19 protein-coding genes and 1 pseudogene are annotated in these 25342 nt (G+C 50.1%); 11 read left to right on the plus strand and 9 right to left on the minus strand.

All coding sequences use genetic code 11. The features are described from left to right. The first annotated feature begins 71 nt into the window (after positions 1-71). From P4D80_RS13920 to P4D80_RS13930, 3 genes are all read left to right on the plus strand, one after another. The gene (locus P4D80_RS13920; protein WP_421654603.1) at positions 72-2315 is read left to right on the plus strand and encodes a TonB-dependent hemoglobin/transferrin/lactoferrin family receptor; all 2244 of its coding nucleotides are present in this window, start codon (positions 72-74) and stop codon (positions 2313-2315) included. Beyond that, on the plus strand, positions 2278-2460 hold the full coding sequence (locus P4D80_RS13925) for a hypothetical protein (RefSeq protein WP_421654604.1): 183 nt from the start codon (positions 2278-2280) through the stop codon (positions 2458-2460). The genes P4D80_RS13920 and P4D80_RS13925 overlap by 38 nt, the downstream gene beginning before the upstream one ends. Before the next feature lie 204 nt (positions 2461-2664). Next, complete coding sequence (locus P4D80_RS13930) at positions 2665-3537, plus strand: ABC transporter substrate-binding protein (protein WP_421654605.1); 873 nt, start codon at positions 2665-2667, stop codon at positions 3535-3537. Here the strand turns inward: P4D80_RS13930 and P4D80_RS13935 are convergent. Then, positions 3511-3783 (minus strand): hypothetical protein, encoded by a 273-nt coding sequence (locus tag P4D80_RS13935; RefSeq protein ID WP_421654606.1) that lies wholly within the window; start codon positions 3781-3783, stop codon positions 3511-3513. The two genes, P4D80_RS13930 and P4D80_RS13935, sit on opposite strands and share 27 nt — an antisense overlap. Before the next feature lie 731 nt (positions 3784-4514). Here P4D80_RS13935 and P4D80_RS13940 point away from each other — a divergent pair. From P4D80_RS13940 to P4D80_RS13955, 4 genes and pseudogenes are all read left to right on the plus strand, one after another. Then, positions 4515-4670 (plus strand): annotated as a pseudogene (locus tag P4D80_RS13940) (LysR family transcriptional regulator); the annotation flags it as partial. A gap of 69 nt (positions 4671-4739) precedes the next feature. After that, positions 4740-5429 (plus strand): LysR substrate-binding domain-containing protein, encoded by a 690-nt coding sequence (locus P4D80_RS13945; RefSeq protein WP_421659535.1) that lies wholly within the window; start codon positions 4740-4742, stop codon positions 5427-5429. Positions 5430-5451: 22 nt separating this feature from the next. Continuing rightward, positions 5452-6912, plus strand: a complete 1461-nt coding sequence (locus P4D80_RS13950; RefSeq protein ID WP_421654607.1) for a class I SAM-dependent methyltransferase — start codon at positions 5452-5454, stop codon at positions 6910-6912. 16 nt (positions 6913-6928) lie between these two features. Next, positions 6929-8425, plus strand: a complete 1497-nt coding sequence (locus P4D80_RS13955) for a DEAD/DEAH box helicase family protein (protein ID WP_421654608.1) — start codon at positions 6929-6931, stop codon at positions 8423-8425. A gap of 8 nt (positions 8426-8433) precedes the next feature. Here the strand turns inward: P4D80_RS13955 and P4D80_RS13960 are convergent, their stop codons facing one another. Then, positions 8434-9198, minus strand: coding sequence for a lipase family protein (locus P4D80_RS13960; protein WP_421654609.1), 765 nt, complete (start codon positions 9196-9198; stop codon positions 8434-8436). Positions 9199-10050: 852 nt separating this feature from the next. On the opposite strand from P4D80_RS13960, the gene arsC reads away from it, so the two are divergent. Next, a complete protein-coding gene (gene arsC, locus P4D80_RS13965; RefSeq protein WP_421654610.1) occupies positions 10051-10503 on the plus strand; it encodes an arsenate reductase, glutathione/glutaredoxin type in 453 nt (150 codons plus the stop codon). Positions 10504-10994: 491 nt separating this feature from the next. Here the strand turns inward: arsC and P4D80_RS13970 are convergent, their stop codons facing one another. From P4D80_RS13970 to P4D80_RS13990, 5 genes are all read right to left on the minus strand, one after another. Further along, positions 10995-12230 (minus strand): nif11-class peptide radical SAM maturase 3, encoded by a 1236-nt coding sequence (locus P4D80_RS13970; protein WP_421654611.1) that lies wholly within the window; start codon positions 12228-12230, stop codon positions 10995-10997. A gap of 391 nt (positions 12231-12621) precedes the next feature. Next, positions 12622-13470, minus strand: coding sequence for a DUF547 domain-containing protein (locus tag P4D80_RS13975; protein ID WP_421654612.1), 849 nt, complete (start codon positions 13468-13470; stop codon positions 12622-12624). Positions 13471-13521: 51 nt separating this feature from the next. Then, entirely contained in the window at positions 13522-15612 is a 2091-nt protein-coding gene (locus P4D80_RS13980; RefSeq protein WP_421654613.1) for a glycosyltransferase family 2 protein, read from the minus strand. A 347-nt stretch (positions 15613-15959) separates the two neighbouring features. After that, complete coding sequence (locus tag P4D80_RS13985) at positions 15960-16421, minus strand: DoxX family protein (protein ID WP_421654614.1); 462 nt, start codon at positions 16419-16421, stop codon at positions 15960-15962. Between the two features lie 228 nt (positions 16422-16649). After that, complete coding sequence (locus tag P4D80_RS13990; RefSeq protein WP_421654615.1) at positions 16650-17975, minus strand: NAD(P)/FAD-dependent oxidoreductase; 1326 nt, start codon at positions 17973-17975, stop codon at positions 16650-16652. Positions 17976-18491: 516 nt separating this feature from the next. On the opposite strand from P4D80_RS13990, the gene P4D80_RS13995 reads away from it, so the two are divergent. The 3 genes from P4D80_RS13995 (at position 18492) to P4D80_RS14005 (ending at position 21447) form a co-directional block, all read left to right on the plus strand. Further along, positions 18492-19265 (plus strand): 5-formyltetrahydrofolate cyclo-ligase, encoded by a 774-nt coding sequence (locus tag P4D80_RS13995; protein ID WP_421654616.1) that lies wholly within the window; start codon positions 18492-18494, stop codon positions 19263-19265. Positions 19266-19684: 419 nt separating this feature from the next. Continuing rightward, on the plus strand, positions 19685-20008 hold the full coding sequence (locus P4D80_RS14000) for a hypothetical protein (RefSeq protein WP_421654617.1): 324 nt from the start codon (positions 19685-19687) through the stop codon (positions 20006-20008). Between the two features lie 287 nt (positions 20009-20295). Next, the gene (locus P4D80_RS14005) at positions 20296-21447 is read left to right on the plus strand and encodes a JmjC domain-containing protein (protein WP_421654618.1); all 1152 of its coding nucleotides are present in this window, start codon (positions 20296-20298) and stop codon (positions 21445-21447) included. An 86-nt stretch (positions 21448-21533) separates the two neighbouring features. Here the strand turns inward: P4D80_RS14005 and P4D80_RS14010 are convergent, their stop codons facing one another. Continuing rightward, positions 21534-22358: a hypothetical protein gene (locus P4D80_RS14010; RefSeq protein ID WP_421654619.1), complete on the minus strand. Its 825-nt coding sequence runs from the start codon at positions 22356-22358 to the stop codon at positions 21534-21536. A gap of 142 nt (positions 22359-22500) precedes the next feature. Beyond that, positions 22501-25098 carry a tetratricopeptide repeat protein gene (locus P4D80_RS14015; RefSeq protein ID WP_421654620.1) on the minus strand — a complete coding sequence of 866 codons (2598 nt, stop codon included), beginning with the start codon at positions 25096-25098 and terminating at the stop codon, positions 22501-22503. Between the last annotated feature and the right edge of the window lie 244 nt (positions 25099-25342).

Here is a 25342-nt window from a genome sequence, read left to right on the forward strand (position 1 = left end):
TTCTTTAGCAACTAACACCAAAAAAAAGGGCAAGCGCCAACTTGCCCCGGTCATTATCAACGTTTAACAGTATGAAACCTAATTGTTCTTTGTTCAACAGTGTTCTGTTGACTCTGGTGGTTGCACCGATCGCGATCGCAGAGCCAGGTTTACCAGATGCCTCTTCCCATTCTTCCTCCATTCCCTACCTGCGAGACCTTCCCCGTCCCCACACCGATGCTACCTTGCTGACGCAGGAACCTTCCCCTCTTGAACCTCTTCCAACGGAGAATCAACTGGACGCTTCCTTTGATGATGTTGAGGAAGAAGAAATCACCATTACCGGAACCCGCACTCCTCGTCCCACCCGCCTCTCACCGGCTTCCATCACGGTTATTGACAATGAGGAAATTGACGAATTCCTGATCCGGGATCTGCGTGATCTGTTTCGCTATGAGCCAAACGTTTCCGTTGGGAACGATCGCCGCTATGGATTGCAGGACATCAACATTCGGGGTCTGGGGGGCAACCGGGTACTGATTCTCAACGATGGCATTCGCATTCCCACTCAGTTTCAGTTTGGAACGCCTTCCCTCGGTCGGGACTATGTGGATATTGAATCGCTGCAACGGGTAGAGGTGATTCGGGGTCCGGCTTCTGCTCTTTACGGCAGTGATGCTCTGGGAGGGGTGGTCAGTTTTAAAACGGTTGATCCCTCCTATTTATTAGAGCGTTTCAATCGGCAAGACTCCATTACCAGTCTTTCCACCAATTTTGAAAGTAGCGATCGCAGTTGGGTCACAACGGGGATTACGGCCTTCCGTGTGGGAGCCTTTGAAGCTTTGCTGGGTTACACGCGACGAGATGGCTATGAATCCCGTGTTCCCAAAGATAACGAGTTTGTTGATTCTCGCTACAACGCCCGTAATAACTGGCTGGGCAAGCTGGTTTATCACTTGAGTGAAACCAGTAGCATCGCATTCACCACAGAAGTTTTCAGGAACGAAGATGATTTTGCTGTCGCGGATCTCATTGCCAGAAATCTGATTGGACCGGCTGGATTTCGGGGGCGGGGGGAAACCCTGGAAAACAAGGTCAGGCGCGATCGCGTCAGTCTCTCCTACACCTTCGACGATCCCAAAAGTACTGGTTTCCTCAGCGGTGCCCGGATTCAGTTTTACTATCAGGACGCCAGAGTCGATGAATTTCGCACCCAGGACTTCGTTCGGACTGGAGCGGGTGCCGATCGCCGTCGCTTCCGCAACCTGGAAAATAACTTTTTGGATCGACTGATTGGGGGAGAAATTCAATTACAAAGCAGGTTCAACATTGGGGCGATCACAAACAAATTGACCTACGGCGCAGATATTTCCAACACCCGCAATGAGCGGGTACGCAACGGTATCGAAACCCGGTTCAATGCGGCTGGTGTGCCGATTCTCAGAACTAATGTCGTGGGGGCTGACAACTTCCCGGTAAAAGATTTTCCCGACTCCGATACGTTTCGCTTTGGCATCTATGTTCAGGATGAAATGTCCCTGGGGGAAACCTTTACCCTCATCCCTGGCTTGCGTTTTGACATCTATAAATTAACGACCTATCCGGATGCCCTTTATTTCCGTAATCCAGGTGCAACCGCCGCAGATTTTAATGACTCCGCCCTATCTCCCAACATTGGCTTTGTCTGGCAAATGATCCCGGAACTGGCACTGACGGGTCGTTATGCCCGTGGCTTTCGTGCCCCGCTCTACAGCGAAATCAACGCCGGATTCACCAACCTCACCAGCCCATTCTTTCGCTACAAAACCCTCTCCAACCCCGACTTAAAACCCGAAACCAGCGACACCTTTGAGTTGGGCTTGAGAGGACGCTTCCGCCAGTTCAGTTTCAATCTCACCAGTTTCTACAACAACTATGACAACTTTATTGAAACCTTCGCCCCAGCGGGCATCGACTTTACAATTGTGCCTGGATTTCCCGTTAACCTGTTTCAATCTCAAAACGTGGCACGGGCACGCACCTACGGGTTTGAACTCAGTGGGGAATATCGATTCAGTCCAGAGCCTCACGGGTTCAGCTTCATTGCGGCATTGGGTTTAACCAGAGGCGACGACCTGACTGCCAACCAGCCCTTAGAAAGCGTTGACCCCTTCAAAGCGGTGCTGGGACTTCGCTACCGTGCGCCAGAAAATCGCTGGGGCACGGATCTGATCGCAACCTTTGCCAGCAAACCCCGCCTGCGGGATGATCGTCCTGCTGGCTCCTACACCCCGGAAGGCTACACCGTCGTTGACCTGATTGGTTACTACAACATCACCCCCTTTACTGACCTTTAACATCGGTCTCTTTAACCTGTTTAATAACCAGTACTTCCTCTACTCCGATGTCCGCCCCTTGATTGAATCTCCCACCCCTGCCGATATTGGTCGCTTTGCCCAACCTGGTCTCAGCCTGCGAGCTGGATTAACCTGGCGATTCTGACAATTGATGGTTTTTTGATGGTTTTTGGTGTGAGTGGCTAAGTAAGTAGTCATCTTTAATTGGTAAAGGGGGAGAGTGGGGGCGCAGCCCCCCACCTCCTTAAAACCAATGTCCTGAGCAACCTGGCAACAGCTATAACCATTCACCACTCAAATGGATGCCCTATGCTGCGATCGCTAAAACTCAGCCTCACCACCCTGACTATTGCAGCCCTGCTGGCGGGCCTGCAATCCTTCTACCATTCAACAATCTTCTTCTTTACCACCGACGACCACTCAAACTACTCCAGCCACTGTTTCCAGAGTGGTCGCCCTCACATCGCTCTCTGCTGACATTGTTCATAACCTGGATCCCGATAAATTAGTGGGCATTCCCGGTAGTCGATTACTGCGCCAGGATCCCGAATTAGCAAAGCTTCCTCAGGTCAGTGAAGGGCAAACGCCCCCCAATCTGGAAAAAATTGCAGTATTGAAACCCGATCTGGTGATTGGAGCTGCCGGTTTCCATGATCAGGTGCTGGGAAGGTTGAAATCAATGGGAATTCGGACGTTGACGACGCAGGTAAATACCTGGCGATCGCTGGAAGACCTGACTAAAACCCTCGCTGCCGAACTACAGGCCGATCCCACCCCCCTGCTTCAGACCTATCAGTCCTTTTTGACTCCTAAACCCGATCAAACAGCTTCCACTCTCGTTCTGGTCAGTAATCAACCCATCCTTGCACCCAATAAAACCAGTTGGGCCGGTGATTTGCTGACTCAATTTCGAGTCAATAACGTGATTGCAGATTTGCAAGGGCAAAGCTCGATACGGGGATACGTGACCCTTTCTCCCGAAAAGGTGCTGGAAGCCAACCCGGATATTTTGATTCTGGTTGACCCTGGTGATGGAACCGTTGAAAAGCTCAGGTCTGCTCCGTTCTGGAATAAGTTGAAAGCTGTTTCCAGCGATCGCGTCTATGTCTTCGATTACTACGGCTTGATCAACCCCGGCAGTATTGATGCGATTGAGAAAGCCTGCCAGCAACTAAAACAGGTCTTTGCCACCCAATCACGTTCCAGTGCCAGCCCCCGATAGCCGCGATACAATCGACTGAATGGCGGGTGCAAATGCTTGAAGCACCGGAGAAAGAATGACCGCTGCACCGGCGGTGATGATAATCGTCCGGGCGGTGTTGAGGTTATCACGAGTCAGTTGAAAAAAGCGCTCATCCCAACGCTTTACCTCCTCTTCCAGACCGTCGAAACGCTTCTCTAAACTCTGGATATCATGTTTAATTTCGCTCAGTTGTTGAGCAATGTCGCCCAGAGTAGGTTCTTGCATAGTGTTTTCCTCCTATCCAAATTATAGAACTCTCCCGGTTGGTCGGCAGGAGGGTCGCGCAAGATACCCTTGCACCCCAAACAGAATCTCTATAGCAGCTCTAAATCAGTACTCCTGGGATGGCCAGCTATAGGGTGAAATGATTAACCTGATACAAAAGGATGCGATCGCCCCCCCCGCATTCTTAAAATGATTTAGGATCGCTATAGCAATCCTATCTGGATTGGGAAAAGCCTTTCACAATAGGAAAGCCCTTTCACAACCCTCCTTTTTCGTAAATGATTCAGGACTGCTATGGGTATGGGACGTAGATGGGTGGATGGATAGCTGAATACTCTTCCATCCCCTACTCCCTCATCTAATTTGCTAGTACAGCACGGCGGGAATACGGATACCATTCTGGCTCCCTCCTACTCCCCACTCCCCAACCCAATGGTTACTGGACTGATGCCATCGTCCACTAGTGTAAACTTCTGCCAAAAAGCCCAGGACAACTGAGAGATGCAAGGTTTACAACCTATGCTCGACAAGCATCTCCTATCAAACTGATTCCAGGAAAAAACTTTGCCTACTCCTTCTCTTTTTGAGGAAGAGGCATAGATTGTGGGCAAAAGGAAGTATTGATAAAAACTATAGAAAAAAAAATGGATTTGAAGCCTTCAGGATAGATAATTTTCTATATCCGGTTTACAAGGAGAAAGGCTTGAAAAAACGCAACCCTCCACCAACTAAAAGTCTTTGAAGCCGTTGCCCGCCACAATAGCTTTACCCGTGCGGCTGAAGAATTGTTCTTGACCCAGCCCACAGTTTCCATGCAGGTCAAACAGTTGTCAAAAGCGGTAGGATTGCCGCTGTTTGAACAGGTTGGCAAGCGGCTCTACTTAACAGAAGCGGGCAAGGAACTCTACACAACCTGTCGCGAACTTTTTGACCGGCTGGCCCAATTTGAAATCTCGATCGCGAATCTTAAAGGGCTAAAACAGGGAACGCTGCGCCTGGCGGTCGTGACCACGGCTAAGTACGTAATTCCTCGCCTCCTGGGTCCTTTTTGTCAACGCTATCCCGGAATCGATGTTTCTCTGACGGTGGACAACCACGAGCGCATCATCGATAGTCTCATTGATAATCGGGATGACCTCTACATCATGAGCCAGCCTCCCGATGATCTGGATGTTACTATTCATCCATTTCTAGAAAATCCCCTGGTGGTTCTGGCCTGGCGTAACCATCCTCTGGCTAAGGAGAAGGCCATTCCGCTTAAGCGTATGTCGGAAGAACCCTTCATCATGCGGGAGCCGGGATCGGGGACGCGCAAAGCTGTGCAAAAATTGTTCGATGACCAGGGATTGGAGCTGAAAGTGAAGCTGGACCTGGGGAGCAACGAGGCCATCAAACAGGCGATCGCAGGTGGGTTGGGGATCTCAGTGCTTTCCATCCATACCCTGGCCCTGGAAGGACCTAACAGTCCACTTACCATCCTGGACGTGGAAGGATTTCCCATTCAACGTTACTGGTATGTCGTTTATCCCGCCGGAAAACAACTTTCTATCATTGCCCAGGCCTTCTTTGAATACTTGTTGAACGAAGGAAAAACCGTTGCAGAGCAAACCTCATTTCAGGGCATCCTTAGTCAAGGAAGGTTCTAAGTCCCCATCAGGAAAGTTCTAAATGGCAATGCCTCTAGTAAATAATCTCCAGCAGCAAGCAGCAGAATGCCTGCGTCAGCGGAAATACAGCGAAGCCGCTCTACTCTACGAACAACTGATTCAGGCAGAGCCGACTACCATGTCCAGTTACTGGTATGCCGGTTTAGCCCTGTTATTACAGGGGCAAGAAACAGAAGCCCAAATGACCTGGCTGTCAGCCCTCTCCCAGGGTGAGCCGGAGCAAGTTGAAGCATGGACCGCAGATCTGGTCGAAATTTTGCTAACGGCGGCAGCGCAACAGGAAGCCCAGGGAGAGTTTCAGGCAGCTTGGCTAATCCGGCAGTATGGACGGGAATTTGCGCCAACCCATTTCAACAACTTGCTGGCGATCGTTCTACTGGCCGCCCAACTCAATGATCTGGCAACCTATGCCGAACCAGCCCTCACTGAAGCAACCCAAATCCTCTCGACTCAGCAACCTTTAGAAGTAGAACCTGAGCAAGTACTGAGCGTGATGAATGCCCTGGCGGAGATTAACCCGAACCATCCTTTCTTCTCCGCTTTGTTTGAGGCAGGCGATCGGCTCAATGATCCGGATCGGCAGATTTTTAATCGTTTGTCTCAAATCTATGCTCAGGCAGGGGCTCATTTGCTTCAACAGGGGAGAGATGATGAAGCCAACCATAAGTTTAGAGATGCGCTGTCTTTAGGAGAAAAACTTACCGAGGGTAATTTTGCTGTAGCCCACTTCAACCTGGGGATTTGTTTATTTAAGCAAGGAGAATTTGCCGAAGCCAGAGACCATTTTCAGGTAGTCAAGGAAATGGACCCCACCTTTCCAAACATTCAGTTGCAACTTTCCCGGGTGAACTACCATTTGCAGAATGCTCCCAAAGGGTATCAATTTTCAGGGGACTGGTTTGGCCGCAATGTGTTTCTTTGGGAAGAGCATTTGATGCATCTGGCTCACCGTCCTAACCTCAATGTTCTGGAGATTGGTAGTTGGGAGGGTCGTTCTGCCTGCTGGTTCCTGGAAAATTTGCTAACTCAGCCATCTTCTACAATTACCTGTATTGATACGTTTGCTGGGGGGGGTGGTGCTGATTTCAGTGGTTCAGATAATCGGGATATCATAGAGGCTCGGTTTGATCACAATATTTCCCGCACGGGTAGCCCAGCCACAGTGATTAAGAAGGTAGGAACTTCACGGGAGATGCTGCGATCGCTCCCACTCAACTCCTACGACCTGATTTACATTGATGGTTCTCACTTCGCTGCTGATGCCTTAGAAGACGCCGCCTTGAGCTGGGGACTCGCCAGAGTGGGAGCCATTATCGTTTTTGATGATTATGACTTTCACTTTGAAAACGCTCCCGAAGACGATACTTACATTGGCATTGATGCATTTATGAGTGCATTTAGCAGCAAACTACGTCTGATTCACCAATCTCACCAGGTAATCGTAGAGAAAATAGCAGACTAATAGAGCATTCCTATTAATGCCCCGGATTCCCACCCTGTCTTATGATCGCGGTACTCTGATTCTTCATCCTCCCCCTCGCGGTAAGGATTGGATGGACTATGCTACCTGGGACGATCGCGTCGAGCGCTTCCGCATTCCTGCGATTCAGTACCGCAATCTGGTCATGGCATTGAGGCAAGCGGGTACCGATCTGGAGGACCGGGCCAGGGAATTTCGGGAAGTGGAACTGGTGCCTAGCCTGGAAATGGAGCCCTATCCCCATCAGCAGGAAGCCCTGGAAGCCTGGAAACGGGCTGGATGCACGGGAGTGGTAGTGCTGCCGACGGCGGCTGGAAAAACCTATCTTGCCCAAATGGCTATGCAGGCAACCCAGCGCAGTACCTTGATTATAGTGCCAACGCTGGATTTAATGCATCAGTGGTTCGCCCATCTGGTAGCGGCCTTTCCCGATGGAGAGGTGGGGCTGTTGGGTGGGGGTTCAAAGGACCGGACTCCGATTCTGATAGCTACCTACGACAGTGCGGCGATCAATGCCGAAACGCTGGGAAATTGCTACGCATTGCTGGTGTTTGATGAGTGTCACCATTTGCCGAGCGACTTTAACCGGGTGATTGCGGAGTATGCGATCGCCCCCTACCGTCTCGGTTTAACCGCCACCCCCGAACGCACTGATGGCAGACACGAAGACTTACAGATTTTGATTGGGCCGGAAGTTTATCGCAAAAGTGCGGAAGAACTTTCAGGAACAGCACTGGCCAGGCATAAAGTAGTTCAAATCAGGGTGCGGTTGTCGCAGAAGGAGCGTGATCGCTACGATGACCTGATCTGCGTCCGCAATCAGTTTCTGCAGGATGCTAACATTTTCCTGGGCAGTGTGCAGGGCTGGCAACGATTTGTCCAGGCAAGTGCACAGTCAAAAGCCGGGCGGCGGGCAATGCTGGCCCATCGGGAAGCGCGGGCGATCGCTTTTGGCACTGAAGGCAAACTGCGCGTCCTGGCAGACCTGTTGGCCAACCATTACCCGGAAAAGACACTCATTTTTACAGACGATAACGCCACGGTCTATCGAATTTCCCAGGAATTTCTAATTCCTGCCATTACCCATCAAACCAGCGTAAAAGAGCGCCACGAAATTCTCACCCACTTCCGGCAGGGAGACTATCGCACGCTGGTAGCCTCGCGCGTGCTGAATGAGGGAGTCGATGTGCCCGATGCCAGTGTGGCGATTGTTCTCTCTGGCACAGGCTCAACCCGCGAATATATTCAGCGATTGGGGCGGGTTCTGCGTAAGGGCAGCGATCCGGGTAAGCAGGCCATTCTCTACGAAGTGATTGCTGAAGACACCAGCGAAGAAAATGTTTCCCGCCGCCGCCGCCCCACCACAACGACTCCTCAGCAGCGTCAGTTGGAACTGACACCTGCCCCCAAACTCTACACGGTCAGCCCCGATGTGCTCCCCCGTGTAGCAGAATCACCGGGAGATTGGGACGTTGACGAAGGGGGCGATCGCTAATTCCCTATTCAACCTCCTGCCATTTTCTTAAGGACTTCGATATACTTACCAATTTCGTGATCCTTGAATCGCGCTGAGAGGAAGTTGAGACTGAATCGCCGACCGATGCAGTACTCCTTATCGACGTGGTGATACCCTCCCTGCCACCAGCGGGGTAACTCTGCCACAATATCCATTCCATGAACAAATCGATAGCTGTTGGGAACCCGTTCATTAAACGAATCTCGAAATCCCTCGTTCCCAACCTTAGGAGAACCATAAGTAAAGGCTTCTAGCTTCTGCACCTTGTTGGAAAAGTTGTACTGAATATCCACTACACACAGGGTTGCCAGCGCTCCCCCCAAGCTATGCCCGGTGGTAACAACGCTAGAAACCTCATGATTTTTCATGTAGTCATGGATGCGATCGCGGACAGAGAAGTAGGCATTGATAAAACCCTGATGCATCATTGCGCCAGAACTACTCTTGCCACTATAGGGATAAACCATTTCCCGGTTGGCCACAATCTCTCCCTGAATTACCTGCTGATCAAATTCTGCCCGTGCCTGTTGAGTATCCAGGTTGTTCTCCCAATCAGCAGAACTCGTACTACCCCGAAATACAATTGTGATCCCTGTCCCTTCGGGGAGAATGGCACACTGAGTATCAGTTGTAGCCTGTTCAATTAGCGTCGGACTTTCAGCTAATCCCTCAAACTGGATACCAGAAAAGTCCTGATAAACTTCCTGACAGAAAACGGCATATTTTGCTGCTCTGGAATAATCAACAATCATAACGCTTCTCTCTGCTAAAAAAATCTGTTAAATCAGTGGATCGATGTTAAAGCTTTACACCAGATGATGTCTAACATAACCCACCGCCATGGCTCTCCTGAGAGCTTGTTGATAAACAAAGCTTATCAACAAAACAAAATCAACATTAATTCTTCATCGGTCACGTCATTGTCGTAAAAGGATGTCGTAAAAGGATTGGCTCATTGTCTCAAGGGCAGGGAGATGAATTGCTCAGGTATTGCTCATCCTTATGACACTTTGTTTCATAATTTATTTACAAACAGTTTCTATAGCGATCCTATTTGGATTGTGAAAAGAAGTTTCTGCGGAACTCCTTCTCACAAAGCCTCTCAATCTCACGACTGATTTAGGACTGCTGTAAATGATTCGTGAAATGAAAGGGTTCTGTGAAAAGAGATTTCGCAGGAATCTCTTTTCACAATCCAGATAGGATCGCTATAGCGTTCACAAACGATTTGTGAACAAGGAGGGGTGGGGGCTTTGCCCCCACGCAGGGGTTCCCCCCCTGCACTCCGTTCAAATTTCAAGAAGAATCGCTATATTCATCCAAATGAACTTCATCCTCGTAATTACTTATAGCAATCCTGAGTCATTTGCGAACAATGAGAGTTGTGAAAGGGCTTTCCTGAATGGGAAAACCTTTCACAATCCAGATATGGCGATCCTATTTGGATTGTGAGAAGAAGTTTCTGCGGAACTCCTTCTCACAAAGCCTCTCAATCTCACGACTGATTTAGGACTGCTATGGGATTGCTATATCGCTGTTCTGGAGTTGAATTTATCTTATGAAGATATGGCTCCAGCTACAGCGACTCTGAGAGATCCTCGGCTATGAGTCCGACTTTCCCTTATCTCCTTTACCTGATCATGAAACGGATTATGTTTGTCTGTACTCATAACGCTCGCCGTTCCCAGATGGCGGAGGGTTTTGCTCGGGCGATCGCGGGTGAGCGCATTGAAGTGACCAGTGCAGGGTTAGAGATCAGTCAGGTCGATCCCATGACGATTCAGGCAATGGCTGAAGTTGGGATTGAAATTCGCAACCAAACGTCTAAGCGATTACGTGACTTTGCCCCAGAAGACTATGATGCAGTTATTTCTTTGTGTAGCTGTGGCGTCAAATTGCCTACCGATTGGCTTTTACGAGAAGTCTTTGAAGATTGGCAACTGGAAGATCCTGAAGGACAATCAATGGCGACCTTTCGCTGTGTCCGTGATGAAATTAAAGTACGGGTAGAGAAACTAATTCAAACCCTCACAGCCGGGCGGCCTGCGACGTTCTGACTGCACTTCCTGGCTGTTAGCAGTTGGTGGACCTAAAGTGAGCGTGTTCAATCCGGTCTAAAGCTAACTTGGCTTTCATTATTGCTTTCAAATAGGACAGTTCATTCCGCCAGGCGCTGCGAGGAAGAATCATCTCTTCAGCGTCTTGCTTTGTTGGAACATCCGATGACTCAACCATTGAAAGTGCTTCCAAGTCAGTTGAATTGTTGTTTGACATATCACCCCCTCTATTTTTCCTATACCTGAATGATTCATGATTTTCCTATACCTGAATGATTCGTGAAATGAAATGTGTTTATGAAAAGGGATTTCTACGGAGTCCCTTTTCACAATCCAGATAGGATCGTTCAGTCTCTCCTGATCTTCCTTAGGATCATGGATTTAATAACACCGCATTCTTTGAGTGAACTGACCTCTCCCCCTTCCTTCTCCGACTCGGAGAGGGTGCCAAAGGCGGGGTGAGGTTTTCGGAGTTATTTAACTCTCATTCCTTAAGGAGCGATCGCTTCATGGGAAATCATTTCGTCCCACCAGCGATCGCCCCAGCTATCGGACCATTGAATTCGATCAGCCGTGAGACGGAGCGGATCGTTTTCCGGTAAGGGAGCGTGAATCGATTCTTCCACTAAGGTAAACTCACCATTGTCAAAAGGAAGCCCACTTGCCTGCTTCTTGAGAACAACTCGTTCTCGAATGCCACGGCTGGCTTGAGCTAACGCCCGGTGGTGGCAGTAGGGATTATTGCCCCGCCGATCAAAGAATACATGAGCCGTCCAGGTACATCCCCCCCGACACAACTCAGCAAATTCGCAGGTTTTGCAAAAGCCCCACAGATGCTCAGTACCCTGAGTCGTTCCAGCCACCAGATTGAAGCGCAGTTCGTCAGTTTGTTCTACGATTTCGCGCAGGGAGCGATCGCGAATATTTCCGCCCGTATAAGCCGCAGTAGGCAGGGAAGGACATCCCTTAATTGCCCCATCTGCCTCAATCCCCAGAGTTGAAAGTCCGGCAGCACAGCCTTGCCAGAAACCCCACTCTTCCCCACCACCGCGTAACAACCGTTCGTAAGGTCCGTAATAGCCAATGTTATTTCCAGGTTGCAAACGCACACCCTCTAAAGCGGCTCGGCGGGCTACCCGCGCCAACATTGGGTATATATCCAGTAGCTCATAGGGCTGGAGCAAAATTTCGGCGTGGTCTGCTGCATGACCCATAGGTACTGTTAACTGAATCTGCCATACCTTCGCCCCCGCATCCCGAATATGTTCATAAATACAGGGAAATTCGGGTGCAGACAGGCGATTAATTTGAGTGTTGCAGCCAAACTGGATACCTGCCTGCCGGAGGTGGCTCATCGTTTTGAAAGCATGCTGCCAGGAACCCTTTTTGCCGCGTAGGCGATCGTGAGTCGATTCTGAACCGTCTACCGACACCGAGACGGTTTTAATTCCTGCGGCTTTCATGCGCTGCGCTGTTTCCAGGGAAATTCCAAATCCGCCCGTGGTCATGCTGCACAACATGCCTGCCTGATTAATGGCAGCGGCAATTTGCAACCAGTCTGGTCGCAGGAATGCCTCACCTCCAATTAAGGTCACTTCCTTAATTCCCACATCTGCCATCTGTTGAACCAGATCCAGAGCTTCCTCAGTCGAAAGTTCCCTTACGCGTGACTGGCCAGCTCTGGAACCACAGTGGTGCTGTCGCGATCGCTTCCCCGATAACAACACTACACATCGCTCCTCCACCGGGATCATTAAACCCCAGGGCTAGAACATTGGAAGGATTGTCCAGGGCAGAACGACCTGCCCGCAGAATTAAGGCCCGTCTACCGCGCAACAACCCCTGATCGGCAGCATTTGCATCGACTGCTGTAATATCTGTAGCATTAATGGTGATACAGCGGTAGTCATTATGGTTAGGACAGGTGCAGGGGTGGAACCCCTGGCTGGGGGCGAAGCCCCCACTCCCTCTCTAATTCCAATGTCCTAATGCTCCCGCGTAGAGCTATACTTCCCGTAAACGTGATATCTCCTCTTGCCTCGACTTTGAGGGAGGGACCAAGATAGTCACCAGCAAACAGAACACTACCATTGGCACTAATTATTGGATTGTGCAAGCTCATTGGGAATTGAGTGCCCAATTGTAATCTAAGTAGGCAATTTTATAGTTGCCCTGGGCAAGGTAGTTACGGTCGTCAGGGTTCACGTAGCGACTGACAAAATTCAATATAGCTCGTTCCTTTTCGTTGCCGGTGAATTTGTTCTTTACGGCATAGGTTTTCTGCCAATCCTCCCCAAACCATTTGAAGATAGCGGAAATCTCAATCCGATTTTGGGCGCGATCGATCTTTAAGCCATGACTGGAAAGCCATTTCTGCACCTGATCGTCCAGTTGCGAATTCAGTTTTTCGCCTGTGTAAGGTTCTGTGCGAAGGGGTGGGCAACTAATGGCAGCGCAGACTAAAGCTGCATGAATCCGGGGTTCATTGAACTCTTTTCGCAAAATTTGATGTTCAATTTCATCCAGCGTCCTGGATTCGCCCACAATTAAAAATCTTCTCCCTTTCCATACCCCTGGAATCTCTCGAATGCTTTTCTTGAGTGGTTTCTGGTCAATAATGGACTCCAGCGTAAATGCATTGTAAGCATTGATCAAAAAAGCAATTTTTTCGGCTTCACTCCAGGTCTGGTAAGTGCTGGGAGAAACCGTTCCGAGAGATGTATTGAAGGTTTTCAGCAAGCCAGGGTTTGCCTGCAACGCCGAGTAATTCACCAACCCTTGTTCATTGACATAGGTTTTTAACACGGTGGCATAGGAGGTATCGTTGAATGGGGTCGATGCCGCAATCGTGGATACCTGAGCAGGAGATTCTCCGCTCTGAGATTGGGCAAACGGGCGAGAACTGGTGCAACTGGAGAGAAGGGCGATCGCAGCCACCAGCACACTCCAATAATGAATTTTAATCATGGTTCAACCTTTGACTGAAATGAGTTTTAGAAAAATGTTCGTGATTCGTCCTCATTGACTGCCCCTGTGCCCCGCACCCCATGCCCTCACGCCCCACAACTTCTCCTGCTGCCCCACAGTCCATAACCAGCCCAACACCAATGGCAACCAGAGCAGCCAACGTTCCCCCTCAGATAAGTGCCAGTCGAAATTACCATTGACCAGGCGATGCGGTAGAACGAAATAGACAAACGCACTGAGGCTCACCAATCGCACACCTAAATTGCCAGTGGCGATCGCAAACGGAATCATCCAGGTAAAGTACCAGGCATGCACAATGGGGGATAACAACAGCAGCGCAAATAAATACCATTCCGTAAATAGGTAAAAACTGCGGGCACGCCACAGTAACCCGATCACCACCATTCCCAGGGGAATGGCATAGAGCCAGTTGGCTTGCAGGGAAGGCAGCCAAACCTGTCGAACCAGGTAGGGAATGAATTCTGCACTGCGGCCATGCCTGACGAAAGTAGAACTGACCGGAATGAGAGGGCAGGTGCCGCTGTAGCAAAACGGCAGAGCAGTCAATACGAAGGGTAAACACCCGACCAGCAGAACAGCAACAGCCAGCTCAATTCTCCATTTCCGCAATGCACTCCACACCAGAAACCCCAATACTGGCAATGACATCCATTTCATGCCGATGCTGACTCCAACTAGCAAGGCACTCCAGACCCAGCGGGCAGCAAAGCGAGACGTATCGAAGATCAGCCGTGCAGCCACCAGGGGTAGAATAAACCAGCTATCGTAATGGGCACCACCGGCAAAGGAGTAAATAATCAACGGATTCCAGGCATACAGGGTCGTTTGTTGATAACTAAATCGACGGCTGAGTAACCAGCAAACCCCTAAATCTGCCAGGACAAAGCCCATTTTGAACACCATCACAGACGGCGAAATCGCTGCCAGCAACCGAAAGCCCATCTGTGCAATCGGTGGATAGATTGCTGTGACATTGGGATGATTGATTGCCTCCCACCAGAGGGTGCGGTAATTAGCAAGTTCGGGGGCATCGGGTGCAAAATGGTAGGGGCTAAATCCCTGGTTCTGGATGTATCCTTCCCACAGGTATCGCCACACGTCATCGCCTGGATACATTGGCAACAGAATCAGGCGGGTCAGGATCGTTACGCCCCAAAACCAAAGGGCTGACACTGAAGGCAGTATCCAGGACAATGCAAATCCGCATCCCATGACTGCAACTCCCACCCAGAAGTGAGCCGAACGGAGATCACCATAGGGGAGAAGCAAAAGACTGCCAAGTACCAGAAGAATAGCGGTGAGCCAGAGCAGTTTTGGCGGATTGAAGACGCCAGCTTGTTGAATGCGGTTTCCCCAAAGCTCCAGAGCGCCGTGTTCTTCGGTCTCGCGTTGTTGCTTCTGACAAAAGTACAGTCGCCCCAGTGTTCCTAATATCACCGTTCCTGCTTTGAAGGAACCGGACAGCGTACCTGAAATTTTGGACTTTCCTCCCCGCCGGGGGTGATAGTTGACCGGCAATTCGCAGATTCGCAACCCGCACTTGATCGCGCGGACCTGCATTTCTACTGTCCAGCCAAACCCGCGATCGCCCATTTGCAACTGTTCCAGAGCAGCACGACGGATCAGCCGCAGTGGTCCTAAATCCTGATATTGGTAACCCCAGCCCAGTTGAATCAGGAACGTTGCCAGCCAGTTGCCAAAATTTTGAACTGGGGTGAGGGCAGCGCGTCCGGCTTCTGTTGCCCGGCGATCGCCAAGAATCAAATCAAACTGGCTGCATCCGGCAAAAAACTGAGGAAGCTGGCTGAGGTCGTCACTGCCATCCCCATCACAGAACAAAATCCAATCCACTTCAGGTGGAAGGTGCTGCAACCCTCGCCAGCAAGCGCGACCATAACCCGTGATCGGTTCTTGAATGACCTCCGCCCCTGCCGCCTGAGCTTTTTCGCAGGTTCGATCAGTACTGCCATTGTCCACCACTCGGATCTGAGTCAATCCCTGGGACTGCAAATCCTGGATAACACTGGCGATCGTAGCTTCTTCATTGAGAGCAGGAATGATGACGAAAACCCGGTCGAGGTTAAGCGGCTCCGCGATCGCCGGAGGGGCAATAATCGTCATAAAGGAACAGCCAGGTGCACAACAACTCACATACGAGTGTCAACCGTAGTTCGGATTTATAAAGTTTTCCCAATCACCTGAACCTGCTCCACCGGTAGGCCGGTCAACTGAGCAACCTGCTCTATCGTCATTCCCTGTTGCAACAAATTCAACGCCACCTGCCGGAGTTTGCCTCTGCCTGCATTGCCCGTTCGGCATCCGTTGATTCCATGTTCAATTTAATTTGACCCGCTTACTTAGAGTTGCTGAATAAGAGTCTGATGCCACCAATTCCCCGATTTCTGGGCTAAATCAGCAATCCTAAGCTAGCATCAGCCCAGAAGTCGGGGGCTTCAATCACTGCCCTTTTACCGATGACCGATAGATGTTGGTAACGGCCTGCGACGACGGCGCTTTGACCAGAGGATATTGGCAAAACTGAACATGCCCTGCCCAGTTTGATTTGCAATGACACGTCTCCGGCTCAGCCAGTGGTCAATCGAGTAGGTATTGAAACCAACCCCTGCCAGTAGAATGAACAGCACCAGACCGTAGGAAAGCATAGAAGTGGCTGCCTGCCAGTTTTGAATAGACGTGACCCCTAATTTCAGGATGATCATCAAAATGAAAGTTGCAATCAAAGCTCCTCGCGTTGCCAGCCCAATCGTAATCAGAATGCCAACAATCAACTCAACGGGTGGAACCAGGTAAGAATTAAGTCTGACCAGAAATTCCGGAAAGTAAGAATTTGCCAGCGTTTTAACGGTGTCTTCTACAAATCCTGGAACATTAAAGATGCGGGTAAATCCATGATTGAAAAAAATTGACACCAATGAGAATTCGCAACAACAGGTATGCGATCGCAACATCTCTCAGTCTTAAACCCAAAGGAATTTTGCTTTCAGTCATTGTTGATACCTCTAGAGTTTTGAGTTCAGGGCGAAAGGGAGAAGACGGGAGCCAGGAGCCAGGAGCCAGGGACTGGGGGGTTAGGGGATTAGGGGTTAGGGAGCAAGTACAACTCAGAACTCAAAACTTAGAACTCACCCCCCCATCCCTCATCCCTCATCCCCCCCCTTCTGCCTGTCGCCTGCTGTATCTAACATTGCTTCTTGAAGGGTTACACGCTTTCGTACTGCTGTCCTGGAAGGTGCGAAAATGATAGGAATGGCGCGATCGCCCAACAAGTAAGAATGAAGCCAAGTGATGAACACCAGCAAACGGTTGCGGTAGCCAGGAAGATAGACCAGATGCACTCCTAACCACATCAACCAGGGTAGAAAACCTGTAAACGCAAACACTCCAATTTTTCCAACCCCTGAAAAGCAACCGATGATGGCCAACCTGCCCTTATTGAAGTAATTGAAGGGTTTGGGAGCCCTACCCTGGAGTTGAAGCCGGATATTCCGCGCAACGGTAACACCCTGTTGCAGGGCTTCTGGTGCGACACCCGTTAAGGGAACCCCATTTTGCCGAACGTAGGCCAGATCTCCAATCGCATACACATTGGATTGTTCCAGCAATTGCAGCGTTGGACGAACTAACAGCTTTCCTTTCGTTGCTCTTGATAATTCATCCGAGGTTTCAGGCGGACTGGCTTCTAACCCTGCTGTCCAGATCACGGTTTCTGTGAGGATAGTCTGATCCTGCAAATGAACGGCTCCTGGAGTTACGCGTTTAACTCTTGTTTGCAAATAGACTTCAACCCCAAGCTGACATAAGCGCTGGCAGGTATAGACTCCCAGTTTTTTGGGTAAATCCGCCAGGGGGCGATCGCCCGCCTGCACTAAAACTAATCTCACCTGCCGCCAATCGAGGGTTGGATAATCCTGCCGCAAACGCCCGCGCAACACTTCGACCAGGGCACCTGCCATCTCCACTCCCGTCGGACCGCCACCCACAATTACAATTGTCAGGAGTTGTTGCCGCCTTAACGCATCCGATTCATGCGCCGCCTGCTCGAAGCAAGCAAAAATATGATTTCGCAGGGCCACCGCTTCTTCCAGGGTTTTCATCGAAAAGGCATGCTCCGTTGCCCCAGGAACACCCAAAAACTGAGTCTGACTTCCCGTTGCCAGAACCAGGTAATCGTAAGGAATGACCGCATCTTCAGTCTCAACAAACTGGGCTGAAAAATCCACTCGCTGCACTTCAGCCAGCCGAAACTGGATATTAGAAGCTTTCCGCAAAATTGTGCGAACGGGATAAACCACCTGTTCTGGGGCCAGTTGAGCCGTTGCCACCTGATAGAGCAGCGGGACAAAGGTGTGATAGTTATTGCGGTCAATTAGCAACACATCGGCACCCGCACCCGCCAGAGACTGAGCAGCCTGCAAACCGCCAAATCCTGCACCTACAATGACTACACGAGGACGTTTGACCATACCTTTCCTTAAGAAAACAGAGGTCAAGGGAGGGAGGCAGGGGGTGTTGTACGCTGTCGTCAGCCCCTCCACAACTGATTCCACTCATTGCCCTAAAAACGATCGGTCCAAATAGTTCTTAAGCAAACTGTCTTTATATAAAAGGTTAATATATATTTGCAATATAGTCCAGATTTTTGTTGGATTCCATATCTTTAGAAACATGTTAGAAACAAGCATTCAATAATCTGGAAGATTTGTACAACCTTCACACCCCCTGCCCCCGCTCCCAAAGTTGGAAGTGGAAGAGGGGTTGGGGGGAAAGAGACTGGAAGAGCATCCGAGCACCGAAGTTATTCAATCCACGATCCTTAAGTAGCTGGGCGCAATTGAATTAAGGATAATTTCGGGGGTGGAGGGGTGAAACCCCCTGCCTGGGGGCGCAGACCCCACACCCCCTTTACAATTAGTTATGGCTACCTGCTTAGATCCTTCTGGGATAGAAAACGTTCAATGGTGGAACAACTGTGAAATGCAATGGCTGAGGAAAGCAACCCTGAATGGAGCGATCGCGACCCCACCAAAGACAAGCTCAGGACTGAAATCTGGTCATTGCTGAAGGAAAAAAGAGCTGCACGCCGAGATCCCTTTGGGCATATTCCAAACTTTATTGGGGCGGAACAGGCGGCTGAGCGACTTGCTCAACTACCTATCTGGCAACGGGCAACAGTGATTAAATGCAATCCTGATTCACCCCAGAAACCCGTCCGGTTACGCGCTCTACAGGATGGCAAACGTCTCTATATGGCTGTTCCTCGCCTGACCAGTACTCGCTGTTTTGTAGAATTAACGGCAGAAGACTTACACTCACGCAACATTCCTCTGAAAGAAGCGGCAACCATACGGGGAGCCCTGATCTATGGAAAATTAGTGTCTTTTGAGGAAATGGAACCGATTGATCTGGTCATTGCAGGCTGCGTGGCAGTATCTCGTAATGGCGGTCGCACCGGGAAAGGAGCAGGATTCGCCGATTTGGAGTTGGCGATGCTCAAACAGTTTGGGAAAGTTGAGGCAAATACCCCCATTGCTACCACAGTTCATTCCTTACAGGTGGTCGAGGATATGCAACTGCCGATGCGATCGCACGACTGGCCATTGAATTGGATCGTTACCCCAGAAGAAGTGATCGAAACCCAGACTCCCTATTCCCAACCGGATGGACTCGATTGGGAAGCCATTCGTCCTGACCAGTACCAGAAAATTCCAATTTTGCGCAAGCTGAGGGAGCGATTTGACTGTTCTGAGCCCTAGTAGGTCCGTTCAAGTAGGTTTTAGGGTGATTGTTATAGCTCTACGCGGGTACGTTAGGACATTGGAATTAGAGAGGGAGTGGGGGCCTCGCCCCCAGCCAGGGGTTCCACCCCTGCACCCTGTCTTAACCATAATGACTACCGCTATACTCAAATTTCTGTTTTTGACTAAATCAATTTTGACTAAATCAATTGAACCAATTGGCGATGGTTGCCGTCTAATCTCTTGCCGTCTAATCTCTAGTGAGTGCCTGTTTTACCAGGAAAATCTCATTCTGGTGAGATGGAAGAACTCGTGACTCAAAATCCATTGGTTACAGGTAGGATGGCGCGCTTGCTCTATTCATAAGGGTTCCACTGGTCAATCACCTGACCAATGTACTGATCACGCCTCAACTGTTATTCACCTGGAGGTTACTAATGAGACCAAAACTTTTACTGAGTTTACTTTTAGGGGCTCATGCTGCAATTCTGGCTCCATTCACTATCGAACCCGCAGCCGCCAGACCACGCAGGATCAACGTTCGCCCTTCTGTTGAGGTCCAGGTTATTGACCTGAATCGGCTTCCTCCCAAGGGACGAGTCAAGCTTGAGAACAATGACTTGAATTGGAGGAATTTTGATCAGAGGATCAACTTCGATCAACGTCGAAATTTTGATCAACGTCGGAACTATGATCAGCGGCAGCGTGAATTTGATGCCGACTCTGGGCGCGGATTTCGCCCTCCCATTTTCTGGTTCTAAGTAGTTCCACCCAATTATTTGTAAGTTGGGTGAAGTATGAAACCCAACGCCCGGATGGGTTACACTACGCTAACTCATCCTACACACGCGAGGTTTGATTATGTTCCTCTAATTAAAATCTGCTATTGATGGTCACAAATTACTGACAGACCATCGCTGCAACACCACAGGTTCGAGCAAGGTAACGTCTGCTCATTGCAAGGAGTCTATGCTGAGATAGATAAGGGAATGCCCCTTTGCCCGCTCTTCAGCCTGAAGATTGGAGGGATCGGATTGGAGTAGACCTCATGGAAACGCTTAAATCCCTGCTTGCGCCTTATCCTGTTGATCAATTTCTGGTGCAAAACTGGACTCAGCAGGGGGTTCACATTCCAGCCAAAAATCCGCAAAAATTTCAAACTCTGTTTTCCTGGAAAACGCTAAACCATTTGCTAAATTTTCATCGGCTGAGCTATCCCGATTTGCGCTTTACTCTGGATGAAAAAACGCTTCCGGCAATTGAGCGTCGGGAATGGCGCGATCGCTTGCAACAGGGCGCAACGATGATTATCGATAGCATTCATGAGCTTGTTCCTGAAGTGGCCTCCTTAGTTGCCGGGATTCGCTATGAAACCGGGCATCGGGCTCAGGTGAATTTGTATTGCTCTCCGGCAGAGCAGCAGGGCTTTGACTGCCACTACGATACTCACGACGTATTGGTTTTACAAATCGATGGCGAAAAAGAGTGGTTTGTTTTTGGCGAAACAATTCCCTACCCAATTGCCGATATCCGTTCGCCCGACCAGCTTCCCCCTGATGAACCGCCCTACTTAAAGAGTGTTTTACAGCCAGGAGATGTGCTGTACATTCCACGGGGACACTGGCATTATGCGATCGCCCGCGATCGCCCTTCACTCCATCTCACCCTGGGTATCGACTGCCAGATCGGATTGGACTGGCTGGATTGGTTACTGAGGGAACTTCAAAATCAACCAGAGTGGCGACAAAATCTGCCACTGATTCTGAATGGAGATGTTCAGGCAGTTCAGAAGCGATTGGAAAAATTAAGTCAAAACCTGGCGAACCAGATCATTCAACCCGAATGGCAGCAAAAATATGTCCGGTATCTCACCAGTCAGGCACAGCCGGTTGCTCCTTTCTCGTTACCATTTCAACTGGGTTCTGGCATTTTTGATCATGGTTTGGAAACCCGGTTTTATCGCGACTCTACCCAACCCGTGCAGATTGAAACATCAGGTGATGATGAGTATCAAGTTACGGTAGGTTCTAAGCAGGTGTTGATCAAACATGTGCCTGACCAACTGGTTAAAAATCTGTTTAACCGAAACAGCTTCACGATCTTAGATATGGCAGATTGGGCACCTGACCTCGACCTGGAGGCGGATGTTGTACCATTGCTGACTCAACTGGTTACGACTGGGGTATTGTTTGTCCATTAAGTAACTGGACAAAATTAAATTGAAAATAGATTCAGGGGTGGAGCCCCCTCCGCCCCTAAAATTATCCTTAATTGAATTGCGCCTGGCTACTTAGTTTGGCTAGTAAAGGTGCGATCGCTCTGCTCCACCAGCCAATGCCCAAAATCGCTTAAAAACAAAAGTAACCCATTTCGATTACTGGAGGGCTGAATTGCTAACTCCAATGCTTTCCGCATCCTGGGTTCCTGGGCTGGAAAATGGCGTGAGAAACATTCATAGCAAGGGTATAAATCACGGGTAAACGCTCCCTCTACTTCCATCACCAGCTCAAACCCGGTGCGTACCATTCGTCGGGTAATCCAGCCGCACCACTCTTTCACCTGCTCCTCAAACTGGGGATGGTTGGGCGACAGTTGTCGCAAGCCTGACTGAGTTTCAGCCAAGTCATCTTTCAGGTCAAAGGCGTGGCGAACCAGTGTAATTCCTGGCTTGAACCGGGGTAATTGCGATCGCACGTCGTCGCCATAAATACAAAGACTTTGGGTTTGCAGCACAAATTGCCAGGACGATTCGGAATGCCAGATTTCTGGGTAGAAGATTAGCAGCAGTTCAACCTTCGTGCAGAATGGGTAACGTTGCTCCAAATTAAGCCGGAAGGCTTTGCTCCACCCCTCAAGCTCTGAAGAAACTGCATTTTTCAGAATCACAATACTATCCAGATCTGAAATCCCAGCGATCGCCGCCCCACGGGGAACCGAACCTCGCAGGTAAAGACTGTGCAAGCAATCGCCGAGTGCATCGATACATCCTGCTTTCAAGTCATGAACTAACTCCAACCAGGGAGACTGAATGTTGCCCCAATCACAGGCATTGATCAGATAACCTTCAGCATCCACCTCTAACAGACAACCAAGCTTACGAATGGGACACATAGGAAATGGGGGGATGAGAGAGGGAGGAGGTGACGGGGTGATAGGGTAAGGGAGTGAGGGAGTGGAGAAACCTCACCGAGGGTGTTCTAGAAATGTTCCCTCCTTTTCATTCGTGGCGATGTACGCAGTTCATTGTGGCTACTTAACTTTCAACATTGATTACACGGACATCTTGCGGCGAAATCATCCCTGCCGATTGTCCTTCTACCAGGCGTCTGAAGCGGCGATCGCCCCGGATATCATCAAAATCGATATTGGTTTGAACTTCCTGGCGATATTTGGGATTCAGCTTAATCGCCTTCCGCAAGTTCTCGATGGCCGAGTCCGTCTGGCGTTGCAGGGCATAGCAGGCCGCTTTGTTGTAGTAAGCGCTGGCGAATTCGGGATTGAGTTCCAGCGCTTTGTTGAAACTTTCGATGGCTTCGTCATCCCGCCCCAACTGAACGAGGATATAACCCCGCCTATCCCAGGCTTTGAAAGAAGCCGGGTTCAATTCCAGCGCTTTATCAAAAGATTCCAGCGCCTCTTCGTACCGCTCTAATTCTTGCAGGGCCAGACCCCGGTTGAACCAGGCAACGCCATCATCGGGTTTGACCTGAGTGGCTTTGTCAAAGGATTGAAAGGCTTCTTCAGGTTTGCGCAACAGACCCAGGGCAACGCCGCGATCGCACCAGGCTTGATGAAAATCGGGTTGCAACTCAACAGCCTTGTCGTAGGATTTGATCGCATCATTCCACCGTTTTTGCCGGGCCAGTACCAGCCCCCGGTTAAACCAGGCAACGGCATGGCTGGGTTGAATTTGGGTGACTCGCTCAAAGGCGGCGATCGCCCCCTCATAGCGCTGCATCTGTTTCAACGTCAGCCCCCGGTTAAGCCAGGCATCTACATCATCGGGCTTGTGCTCCAGTACTTTGTCAAAAGAGGCGATGGCATCTTCATGCCGTTTTAATTCCTCCAGTGCCAATCCTCGATTTAACCAGATTGTGGGATTGTTGGGTTGGATTTCCAGGGCTTTGTCGTATTGCGCGATCGCCTCCTCAAACCGTCCCGTCGCCCGAAGCGAATCACCCTCTTCAATCAGACTAACCGTGTCCAGAAACAGTTCGGGGTGATTGGCTTTCAGGCGTTTCAGATTAACCCCCAATACCTGAAGCTTCGTCTGGGCATCTGCCACAAAAGAGTTAGAGACAAATTGGGGCGAAACCAGGGCCAGCTTCCGCAAAATCGCATCCTTGCGAACTTGCGCATTGGTTTCAATTGCCTCCAGCCGCTCGGCTAATTCCGCTTCCAGCCGTCGCAAATTTTCCAGCGTTTGTCTTTTCTGCTCATCCGCGCTGGTCTGTATCTCAGAGAGGCGATCGCCCACCAGCGCCTCCAACGCGGCCATTTCCTGGCGTAGCTGTTCACGCTGGGTTTGAATTTCTGATTTCAGTTCTGCCAGTTCGGTGGTGATCTCCGCCTCGGCTTTCTCTAGAGCCTCACTGGTTCGACTGCTGCGAGCCTGGGCATCGGACTGAAGCGCGGCCAGTTGAACTCTAAAATCAGCCTCTAATCGCTCCAGGGTTTGACGGATGGCGTCTTTTTGCGGCTGAGTGATGGCTTGTAATTCGGTCATGCGAGCGTCGGCTTCTGCCCTTAACGCCTGAACGGTTTGCTGAATAGTACTCTTCTGAGTTTCCGTCTGCAATCGCAGGCTGGTCATCTGGCTATCCAACTCGGTTTTCAATTGGCGCAGGTATTCGAGCAATTGTTCTCGCTGCTGCTGGGCCCCCGCCTGGAGTTGCCTCAGTTGTCTAGAAAATCCTGCTTCCAGACTGGTCAGCGTTTGCAAAAACTCATCTTTCCGCCCAAAAACGCCCGTCCGTAGCTCTACCAACTGGTTGATAAACTCAGCCTCCAGCTTTTTGAGACTGTCTAAAATGGCAGTGAATTGCTCCTGTGCCTTTGCCTGCACATCCTTTTGAAATTGCTCTAACTGGGGAGTAACCCCCGCTTCCAGCGTATCAATCTGCTCAAAGAACTGATCCTTGCGTCCCCGTGCTTCTAACTGAAGGTGGTTTAACTGAGACCCAAACTCGGTTTCAGCAGTTTTGAGAGTTGCCAGGGTAGCAGCTTGTTGCGATCGCACATTCCCCTGCAAATCTGCCAGTGTAGTGGTGAAATCGGCCTCAAACTGTTCCAGTCGTTTTCGAGCCCCTTCCAGGTCAGACTCCAGCTCAGTCACCCGTTGCTGCTTCAGTTGGGAAAGCTCTGTCACCAGTGCGGCCAACCGTTCTTGCTTACTCTTCAGGTCTGCCTGAAACTCATCGGCCTCCTGGTTCAAATCACCGCTCAGGTCATCCGCCTGCTGAAGGATGGCTTCAATTTCCCGACTGGCCCGCGCCACTTCCCCTTCTAAGTCTGCCACCTCATCCAGTTGAGCTTTGACCACCCCGGCAATTTCATTAATCACTGCCCGCCGGATGCGCCATAACCCGACAATGCCCAGTGCCAGCAGCAACACCATGATACCCAGCAAGATATTGAACATCGTCGCAGTCTGACTCAGGGCGCGGCTTGCCTCTGCCTGGGTTTGCTGCTGAGCCTGCAAATCTGACCGCAGTTGCTCCAGTTCTTGCCGCTCCTGTGCTGAAATTACTGAAGTGAGTGCTGGCGAGGTGCGAGGCTTACTGGACTGAGCACTGACAGAAGTGGCTGACAGCAGAAAAATACCGAGTAGAAGGCTGCTTCTAATCTTCAAGGCACTACCCCTTTTGCTTACTGAACGGGATCAGACCTTTCTCTAGTTTAGAAGCAACAATGGTTTAAGCCAGAAATTCTTAGACAGAGAAGGCTGGCAGAAGACAGAGGGGGAATGGGGAGAGGGGGAGAGGGGGGTGTCAATTTTTTGTGGCAATCCTGGAAAGGGGGTCGAGGGAATTAGGGTTTCGAGGGGTTTGTCAAATTTTTTGTGGCAATTCTGGAAAGGGGGTCGAGAATGAGGG

Origin of the sequence: Leptothermofonsia sp. ETS-13, assembly GCF_049200465.1 — a bacterium.
Classification (GTDB): domain Bacteria; phylum Cyanobacteriota; class Cyanobacteriia; order Leptolyngbyales; family Leptolyngbyaceae; genus Leptothermofonsia.